Annotated in this window: 8 protein-coding genes; 4 read left to right on the top strand and 4 right to left on the bottom strand. The window is 35.4% G+C overall.

Going from position 1 to position 8,091, the window contains the following annotated elements; translation table 11 throughout:
• Positions 1 to 56 precede the first annotated feature (56 nt).
• The 4 genes from D1831_RS13385 to D1831_RS13370 all read right to left on the bottom strand — a co-directional run bounded on the left by D1831_RS13385 (position 57) and on the right by D1831_RS13370 (position 3,443).
• Complete coding sequence (locus D1831_RS13385) at positions 57 to 992, bottom strand: replication initiation protein (protein ID WP_125073355.1); 936 nt, start codon at positions 990 to 992, stop codon at positions 57 to 59.
• 718 nt (positions 993 to 1,710) lie between these two features.
• Positions 1,711 to 1,923: a hypothetical protein gene (locus tag D1831_RS13380; RefSeq protein ID WP_054737475.1), complete on the bottom strand. Its 213-nt coding sequence runs from the start codon at positions 1,921 to 1,923 to the stop codon at positions 1,711 to 1,713.
• Positions 1,924 to 2,418: 495 nt separating this feature from the next.
• The gene (locus D1831_RS13375; RefSeq protein ID WP_125073354.1) at positions 2,419 to 2,781 is read right to left on the bottom strand and encodes a TIGR02328 family protein; all 363 of its coding nucleotides are present in this window, start codon (positions 2,779 to 2,781) and stop codon (positions 2,419 to 2,421) included.
• A gap of 74 nt (positions 2,782 to 2,855) precedes the next feature.
• Positions 2,856 to 3,443, bottom strand: coding sequence for a site-specific integrase (locus D1831_RS13370; RefSeq protein WP_125073353.1), 588 nt, complete (start codon positions 3,441 to 3,443; stop codon positions 2,856 to 2,858).
• 94 nt (positions 3,444 to 3,537) lie between these two features.
• On the opposite strand from D1831_RS13370, the gene D1831_RS13365 reads away from it, so the two are divergent.
• The 4 genes from D1831_RS13365 to D1831_RS13350 all read left to right on the top strand — a co-directional run bounded on the left by D1831_RS13365 (position 3,538) and on the right by D1831_RS13350 (position 7,508).
• The gene (locus tag D1831_RS13365) at positions 3,538 to 3,798 is read left to right on the top strand and encodes a type II toxin-antitoxin system Phd/YefM family antitoxin (protein WP_010579598.1); all 261 of its coding nucleotides are present in this window, start codon (positions 3,538 to 3,540) and stop codon (positions 3,796 to 3,798) included.
• On the top strand, positions 3,791 to 4,105 hold the full coding sequence (locus D1831_RS13360; RefSeq protein ID WP_007127120.1) for a Txe/YoeB family addiction module toxin: 315 nt from the start codon (positions 3,791 to 3,793) through the stop codon (positions 4,103 to 4,105). Before D1831_RS13365 ends, D1831_RS13360 begins: the two co-directional genes overlap by 8 nt.
• A gap of 439 nt (positions 4,106 to 4,544) precedes the next feature.
• Positions 4,545 to 5,033: a hypothetical protein gene (locus D1831_RS13355; RefSeq protein WP_225422899.1), complete on the top strand. Its 489-nt coding sequence runs from the start codon at positions 4,545 to 4,547 to the stop codon at positions 5,031 to 5,033.
• 12 nt (positions 5,034 to 5,045) lie between these two features.
• Complete coding sequence (locus D1831_RS13350) at positions 5,046 to 7,508, top strand: hypothetical protein (RefSeq protein WP_125073352.1); 2,463 nt, start codon at positions 5,046 to 5,048, stop codon at positions 7,506 to 7,508.
• Positions 7,509 to 8,091 lie beyond the last annotated feature (583 nt).

The following is an 8,091-nucleotide window of genomic DNA, read 5'->3' as shown; positions in this document are numbered from 1 at the left end:
ATATTGAATAGTCTGTTTAGAGGACGTTCAATTCATCAGCAAGTTCCCTAATTGTTTTAGATATTGTTTCCAAACCCCTTTCGGAGTTCAGCAAGCATTTCTTGTCTTGTCTGATCTCTTATTTTTTTATCGTGCTCGGCCTGTTTATCAGCCAATGCTTGTTTCTCAGTAGAGCCTAAAGTTAACCCCTTAACCTTGTCAGTGGCGCGCCATTTTTCCTGCTCTGTTAATTCACCATTATGCTGAATGTTAAAGAGTTTTTGACGCTCATCTTGGAATTTTCCTTGAGAAAAATCATTTGCGTCTTTTCTTTCAGGTTTCCAAGTAAAAGAATAACCGATAACTGGTTTCCCCCGGCCTTTACCATATTTTTTTCTAATCGTTAGACCTCTAAAAAGCGGGGTTAATTCCTCTCTAATTGGCTTAATAACTTTTTTATCAACATTTGAAGGACTATTCCAATAACTTTTAGGTATATCAAGCAATTCAAAAAAATCTTCTTTAGAGAAATAAGAATAGCCAGTAGTTCGAAATTGCTTAATTAGACGAAACATTGTTTTTGCGTAACTGCTTTTTAAATTTCTAAATTCTGTTAAGGCATAACGAACCCAACTTTCCAAATCGTTTAACAAGTGCAACGCTTTGGGATAAATTTGGATATCAACATAAGGTTCTTCAGCCTCACCCTTAATTTCAAACTCGGTAAACATGACAAAAAATTCGCGATTTAAGCCACTCTTACTTCTTCGACCAAACTTAAGGCTGAGGATCTTTTGGTATGTATTTTCAATATCATCAATAAAACGTTTATTTGCGGTTGGTTTATAGTTACTGAGCTCTTTTAATTGCTCAAAAGAAAAACGAACAGTTTTATTACCTTGATCCCGCATGCGGGAAACAATTGAAAAGAATAAGTTCATCTCAATCGGGGTAAACTTTCTCAAAGGGATAGTATTCAACTCAGGGTCATACTTAACTAACTCATTAGACATGATTATCACCTCAAAAACATATTAAAATAAAAGTACTTTTTTATCAAGTACAGAATTTATAAAGGTACTTGATGAACAGACAAAAGGTACTTGATAAACAGACAAAAGGTACTTGATAAACAGACAAAAGGTACTTGATAAACAGACAAAAGGTACTTGATAAACTTCTGTACCCCTTGGGAGAGTAAGGCTCAAAAGGGGTCTAAAAGAGGTTTAAAAAAGGTTTATAAAAGAGGTATATAAGAGGCACCACTGTACGAGATCAAAACCTAAAATCAAAAACACAAAGGAGTGAGCCAAAAACCGGCTCACATTAAACTCCATTCGCTACGCTCTTTGCGCCTCACTCCGTTCGTTGCCTAAATTCGTTGCCTAAAAAGGTTTGGCAAGCCACATTTATACGGGCGCTGACGCCCCGCACCCCGTCCAAGCTGAACCAGCTTGGACGTTTTTTCACTCGCCGTTAGGCAGGAAAGCAAAGTTTTATAGAAACTTTGGCTTTCGCCAATTCAGTGTTAAGACTGGTTAAGAGCTGTCAATTCCTTATGCTCTCACGCTACCATTGACAGCAAACACTTAGTTTATCTAAAACATAATAAGAATTTAACTGCTATACCCCTTTTTAAGGCCTTTATTTTTAATTCTCAGCAGTTTTAAGCTTATTTACATATAATTATGCCAAAGCAAAATAAAAAGCCCTCAGCGAGCTTTTAGAGGGCTAAATTACAAATCCTGGTCGATTAATAATATCTTCTTGTCTTTTTTGCAAAATGTAAGTGTACAAGGAATTATACAAATTCTGTTTGATCTCATCAGGTTCATGAACAAAAGCTTCAAACAATTCTTGAATATCAACTTGCCAAGGATCAACAAGCATTTCATCAATGGGCTTTAATACTTTCTTTTCGTCCATCTGAGTTACTCCTAACATTAGCTAATTATTTCAGGTTTAAATTAAAGGCATCTTTTTATAGTTAGTTATTCAAAGATGGTGAGTAAGTTTAGAAAGAAAAACGGTGTAAAGCAATTAAAAAGATTTGTTTGAGCGTAGCGAAATCTAATACAGTTTTTGGGGTATCGAAACACGTCAAAGTTAGTTGACGTGTAAGTACGCATTGAACTAAAAAACCTTTTATTTTAATGATCAAGTTAGCTATTTTTTAGCGTCATTAAACGAAATGAAATGAGTTTAATGCGCACTTACACATAGAATTTATTCTATGTTACACTAAAATGATTATAACCTGTATTAGAAGCCGCCGTTGGCGACAACAAAATCAAACTCATAAATTCAAAACTAAAGAAATCATTTGCTTTGTTAACGAATTGTAATAAAAAATATGAACTAGAGGCTATACCTTAATTTGAATATGAATTATTAACTAAATATAAAAAGGAGCCTCGAGTATGAGACTCCTTTTTTGCTTTATAAAATAATCCCTTTGATGGCTAAATTAGCTAAACATTCTTTCAAATATGCGTCATTATGCTCTGGATAAATTGGGTTAGTGATCGGGCATTCTTTCAAAATTATGTATGGATCACAATAAATACCGCGGTAAAGCGGATTAAACCAGTTTTTATTGGGGTGATATCCACGGTGCTGCATTTCATGCAGTACCAGTAAGTGAAATTGATAGAGTTTATATGGCGAGTGCTTGAATACATAATTAACAGTTGCATGTTTTTTACCCCAGCCATTGCCTCTTAGAGCAGCAAGTTCTCGATGCTGCCCTAGTAGTTGCTGGCGAGGAAGTTTATTAATGAGTTGCTCATGCCAAAGTCGCATACTTAGCCTCCTGTTTTCTCAGCTTATCTATCAATGTATTATAGAGAATAACTGCTGCAATAGCTCGCTTAATATCAACCAAAATCAATTTGATCGAGCATGGTTTCTTGACTGGCTTGATCCAAGCCTAAATAAGCTAAAGTCATGGCCTCGCTGGAATGATTTAATAAGTGCATGACCAAACCAATATTATAATTAGACTGCGTGTAGACCCGATAAGCGCCGGTTTTACGCATGGTATGAGTACCAAGATAATTAATGCCGAGTAAATCGCCCGTCTTAGCCATAATTTTGTAGAACTGTTTTTCCGTGATATGTCGATCAGGGTGCTGAATCGAGGGAAACAAACAGTCAGAAACCAAATGATTGTCTTGTAACCAAGCTTGATAAGCCAATAAATTAGCCTGCACGGGTTTTAAGTAGAGCAGGTTTGCTTTACCGGTCTTTTGGTCGTGGATAAACGCATTCTGACGCACGGTGCCGTTCTCGTTAAAGACATCTGCCCAACGAAGCTTCATGACGTCGCTCACACGCAGCAGAGTCGCTTTACCAACTTGAAAGACGGTATAGTTACGCCGACCAGCTTTGAAATTATGGAGTAACGTATCTTGAACTTCTTTGAGCACATTTGAATCTTTGATTGGTAAGACAATTTGTTGCATAAGTCATAGTCTCCTTTGACGGTATAATAGTTTGTAATTGACGTACATTATCATGTACGCCTATAATATTAGATAAGTTGAGGAGGGGAATCATATGGAAAAAATTATTAATCCAACTACAGCACGAACCAATCTATTTTCACTTATCAAAAACGCTAATCGGGACTCCCAACCGGTTATTATTGCAGGATCTAATGACAGCCGTAGTGCCGTTTTGATTGGAAAAAAAGACTATGACGCATTACAGGAAACCATGAACTTAATGATGAATGGTCAAATTCAAGCTACCTTGAGCCGTAAAGATGATGAATCGGTTGATTTAGACGAAATGATCAAAGAAATTGATCATGAGTAATCGTTGGAAAGTAAAAATAAAATCATCAGCTAAAGGTGATTTAAAAAAAGTTTTAAGAAGCCCATTACGTCAGTCATTTGAAGAAATAAAAAATGTATTGGAATCTGATCCATATAAACCAATACAGTCATTTGAAAAATTAACACCACCTGCGGCTGGTTACTATTCTCGAAGAATAAATGGACAGCATCGTGTCGTTTATACCATTGATAAAGTAACTAAAATAGTCGAAATCTATTCATGTTGGGCCCATTATGAAAGTGGTAATCTTGAAATGAGCGGTAAATCTAATTCCCGGAAAAACTAGTGACTTAATATGCGTTATAAATCAAATATTATGATAAATAACCCCCAATATCCACATTATAGATATTGGGGTTATTCTTTCAATGTTTTTGAGGGGCGATTTGTGAATTATAGACCCTGATTTAACACTAAAAATATGATAATCGCAATTTTTAACAAGCTTAAGATAATGGGTCTGATGCAAAAATTAAAAAATAACTTGTTCAATATTCTGTAATAATTATTGATGAGATTATTGTGCCAATAATTCGGTTAATGTTTGTAACTATTAAAAATTAAAGGAGACTTGGTTCTCGTTGACTCTTTTTATGTAGTTAAGGAATTATCTGACGGGATTAAAGATGTTTATCAAACTGTTACAGGGAAGCGACTACCAGACAACAGCAAAACTTGGTTGAATTAGTTGTATACTAGAATTAGCGTGAAGGGGAGGCTACTTAATGGCTAATTCTAATTCTAAATTCTACACAAATAAAGAAATGGCAATGATTTGCAATGTTTCAGAACCATCGATGACAAATTTGGCTAAGAGATTAAAATTAGCATCAGTTAAGACTGGCGAATACGGACGAAAGTATTATGACAGTAAGGCTTTAGCACAAGTTAAAGCTCATTACAAGAATAAGCCTAAGTCAAATGCTAATTCTAAGACTTCAACGAAAGATGATATTATTCAGCAGCAACAAGATCATATAGCTGATTTGAAATCACAAATAAATACGCTTAATGACCAGCTAGTAGTTAAAGATAAGGAGATTGAAGCTCAAATCGATCAGGTCAAACAGATTTCTATGTTGCTCTCACAGGCCCATACGCTTACTTTGCAGGCACAGAAGGGACAAAATGATAAATTCCCTGATAAAGTACAAAATGACCCGCAAATGGCCCCTGAGAATGCTCACGGGTGGTTGTGGAAGATGTTTCACTAAGGAGAAGATAATATGGCAGAATTAACAAAATATGATTATGAATTAGCTGAACAAGAGTATTTTTATAAGCAGTATTTACCATTAGTTAGTAGGGATTTAACCCCGGTTAATTTACAGGTTCATTCAACTGATGGTTTGCTTGGTGATTTACTTTTAGAATTTAAACCGTCAATTAAAGACTTAAATGCTGTCTTGTTTCAGGCAATTAAATATCTTTCTCATTTTCGTCTTAATGGTCAATCGGTGCCTAGTAATATTTTGTTGATTTCATATGACGATGGAACGGCTTACTACTATAAAGCTAGTGACTATTTGGCTGATATTGAGAAAGTTTATACTCGTGCAGCTAGTAAAGATGTGACTGGTCAATTTGTGGCTGGTAATGCTAAATCAATTTGGCATTATGGAGACAGTTCAGTTGATGAAGATTCAATGCTTAAGTTGATGAAGAGTGCATATAAGCGTGACCAAGATGGCAATCAACAGTGGGTTGCTGTTCATATTGACTCTGATGATATTATTGGCTGGGCGACTACATACTATAATGAAAATAAGGGTGCTCGAAAAGTTGATTTTTTAGGTGATTCAACAATTATTGGTGAGATTCGCCAACCAAGGAAGCTAAAAGGTCGTATTTTACCTTACACAGGTAAGGATAATGCAGCGTTTCAGTACATTATGGACAAACTCAATGACTATGTTGAGCGTGCTGATTTGGGTGCTTTTTATACTCCAATGCCGTATGCGATTAAGTCTAATGAACTAGTTTATGATGCTATTCGACGGTTTCAGCAGTCTGGTAATGATGATTATATTATTTTGGATCGGTGTGCTGGAACTGGTAATTTAGAGTCAACTCTTAATGATAATGTGCCTGACGATATTATTGATAAAGATGTTTTGAGTCATGTAATTGTTAATACGTATGAGTTTTTTGAGTATAAGGTATTAAAGCAGCGTCTTGGCGACCAAGTTCGAAACATTATTCCACCTGTTGCTAATTTCACTGATGGAACGGTTGAAGGTTCTGATGCATTAAGTCGAGAATTTGTTGAAAATCCAATTATTCAGCGATATGTAGATGACCCGAAGTGTACGATTATTATTTATGAAAATCCACCATTTGCTGAAACAAATTCTATTGAACATCAGAAACGGAATAGTGGAAAGAGTTCTTCAAAGTGGAAAACTAATTATGTCACTGTTCAAGCTAAACAGGAATTGACTGGTGCACGTTCTAATGATATGTCAAATGTGTTTATTTGGTCTGCTTTTCATTATTATTTACGTCAACCTACTGATTCGGCTGTTATTTTTTCGCCTTTGAAATATTGGAAATTAGGTGAAGATTGGTTCAAGTTTAAAGCAGATAAGGCTTTTGCATTTAATCGTAAATATTTTCATGCAGTTCGACAAATGGTTAATGGTTGTGTATTGTGGCTTAATGAACTAGCAAAGATTACTGAAAATGGAGGTGAAACTTTAACGCTCACACCATATAATATTAAAGATGCTGAAGCACCTAATTATGATACAGGAACTATTGAGTCATTAAATCAAACTGTTACTGCTCAACGAATTCATAGTAGCTTTTCAAGTGCTTATTATGAAGAAGTTGATGAACCAAACGATATTATTCAGAAAAAAGAGAAGCCTTATCCTTTAAATCCAAAAGCAATTTGGTCTGCTTTTGATGGTACTGAAGCTCGTGATAAAACGTTATCCTCAAACGCAAAATACAATGAGGATATTGTAGGATATTTGAAAGCTGGTGGGTCTACATTTGAAAATGATAGTTCCAATGCTCATTTAACACGTAACACTGAACATAATGCTCATGGATTCCATCTACGTATTTCAAATTATTTGGTTAAATTGCCGATATTTGCTGCTAATTGGTGGAAGGCATATCGACCAAATTGGTGGGAAATTGGTGTTTATTATCGTTCTGGTGATGGTAAAGCTAAGTTTGATAAGAATGTTAAAGCAGGTAAATTAGAGCATTGGCTTAACCAAGTTCTGTTTTATACATGTTTAGAAAACTACAATAAAGTTAGGTCATTAGAGGGCTCTGATGGACGCTGGTATTATAATGATTTGTGTTTAGATGATAATGAGGGGCAAGTTGATAATCCACTAGATAAATCACAATCAGAAACATTAGCAAATCAACAATTGAAAGCCTTTCTAACTAATTTGAATGATGATGAAGCTAAGATGTATAAGCTTTGGCAACGAATTTTGAAAGAAGCTAAGACAACAAAGTGTTATGATAAGCGTTTGAATTATGGCGTTTATCAAATTAATGATGAGCTTAATACTAATCATAAAGAAACTAATTCACGTGGAAAGATAACGACGGTTTACGATTATCCTCAATTGAATGGTGATTTGAATACGATGCGGGGGTTAATTAAAGATTATTATCATAAGTATATTATGCCGAATTTATTTGAGTATGAGTTCATCAAATGATGTTACCTTTGTTTCTGGTCGTGAGTGTAGAGGGACGACTTCCGCACCAGGAGAATTAAAAAGCGAGAGATACTAAAAGAGGCGTAGCTGGGTAGTGAGCGATAGCGAACGGACCAGCTACGCCTCTTTTAGTATCTCGAAGAACACGGGAATCCTTTTTATCCTGGTTGGGCGGGAAGTATGTCCTCCGTTGGGGGACATAAGAAAAATAATGTTTTTAACAATGGGTGATGTAAAATTGACGCCCTGTACTGTAATACGGGGGCTATAAATAGATTAAAATGGTACTTAAACCCGCATGGTTAAAGCTTTTTAATTCAATTGGGCCTTTAATTTGGTGATTTGTTACCCCCCACATTTATAGTCAAAAGTTGTGCAATTTTTCTTAATTCTTTATTTTCTCCTACAGTTGTTAATTCAAGTTGTTGCTGATCGATCTGTCGGTCTTTGGTAGTGATATTGAATAGTCTGTTTAGAGGACGTTCAATTCATCAGCAAGTTCCCTAATTGTTTTAGATATTGTTTCCAAACCCCTTTCGGAGTTCAGCAAGCATTTCTTGTCTTGTCTGATCTCTTATTTTTT

The organism is Lactiplantibacillus garii (genome assembly GCF_003885105.1).
Classification (GTDB): Bacteria; Bacillota; Bacilli; order Lactobacillales; family Lactobacillaceae; genus Lactiplantibacillus; species Lactiplantibacillus garii.
The sequence above is the reverse complement of the archived record's forward strand: the minus strand, read 5'-3'. Positions and strand labels throughout refer to the sequence as shown.